The organism is Streptomyces sp. MB09-02B (genome assembly GCF_033794485.1).
GTDB lineage: Bacteria > Actinomycetota > Actinomycetes > Streptomycetales > Streptomycetaceae > Streptomyces.
Window position 1 is genome coordinate 1 of the sequence record NZ_JARGEE010000907.1, and the last position, 1,057, is coordinate 1,057.

At 74.0% G+C, this 1,057-nt stretch carries 1 protein-coding gene; it reads right to left on the bottom strand.

Going from position 1 to position 1,057, the window contains the following annotated elements; genetic code table 11:
* Positions 1-25: 25 nt before the first annotated feature.
* On the bottom strand, positions 26-1,018 hold the full coding sequence (locus tag P1P70_RS45005) for an ABC transporter permease (protein ID WP_319248324.1): 993 nt from the start codon (positions 1,016-1,018) through the stop codon (positions 26-28).
* Positions 1,019-1,057: the final 39 nt, after the last annotated feature.

The window sequence follows — 1,057 nt, forward strand, 5'->3', positions numbered from 1 at the left end:
GTACGGGAAGGGCCCGGGGCGTCGGTCACCGGGTCGCGCGCGGGCCGAAGTAGGCGAGCGCGGCGCCCGCCACCAGAGCCACGCCCTGCGCCATCTGCTGCCAGAACGTCGGCACGCTCAGCAGTGTCAGCCCGTTCTGCAGGCAACCCAGGAACAGCACGCCGAGCAGCACCCCGAGCACCGAACCGGAGCCGCCGCTCAGGGCGACCCCGCCCAGCAGCACGGCCGTGAGCACGGTCAGCTCGAAGCCCGTGCCCGAGGTGCCCGCGACCGCGCTGTCCAGCACGGACGCCTTGATCGCCCCGGCCAGCGCGGCGGCCGTACCGGTGACCACGAACAGCGCGAACGGCGTACGGCGGACATCGATGCCGGAGAGGTACGCGGCCTCCCGGTTGACCCCGATCGCGAACACATGGCGTCCGGTGGGTGTGTACGCCAGGAACAGCGCCCCGGCGACGAGCACGACGGCGGCGATGACGACGGGGGCCGCGATCCCGGCGATCCGTGCCCCGCCGAGCCAGGCGAAGCCGTCGCCGAAACCGCTCAGCGGCAGCGGGAAGAGCTGTTGTGCCAGGCCGCGCACGGCCGCCAGCATGCCCAGCGTCACGATGAACGGCGACAGCCCCAGATAGCAGCAGAGCACTCCGTTCACGGCGCCGACCGCCGCGCCGGCGGCCAGCGCCCCGAGGACGGCGACCACGGGGGACTGGGCGTGCTCACCGGCGAGCCAGCCCGCCGTGAGGGCGCCCAGCGCCAGCGTCGAGCCCACCGACAGGTCCAGGTAGCCGCTGATGACCAGCAGGGCCAGGGGCACGGCGACGATCGCGAGGGCCGCCGCGTCGGTGGCGATCCCGCGCAGGTTCCCCGGGTCGAGGAAGCTGCCCGTGGACAGCTGGAACACCAGCACCAGCAGGGTGAGGACGACGATCAGAGGATGGCGCCGCAGCGTCGAGAGCCCGTGCGCGGCCAGTGCGCGCGGGCCGGGGACGACGCGCTCGGCGGCGGTCACGGTGGTCATGCTGCTCCTTCGTCGGAGGGGGCGGGCGGTGTGGTGGGG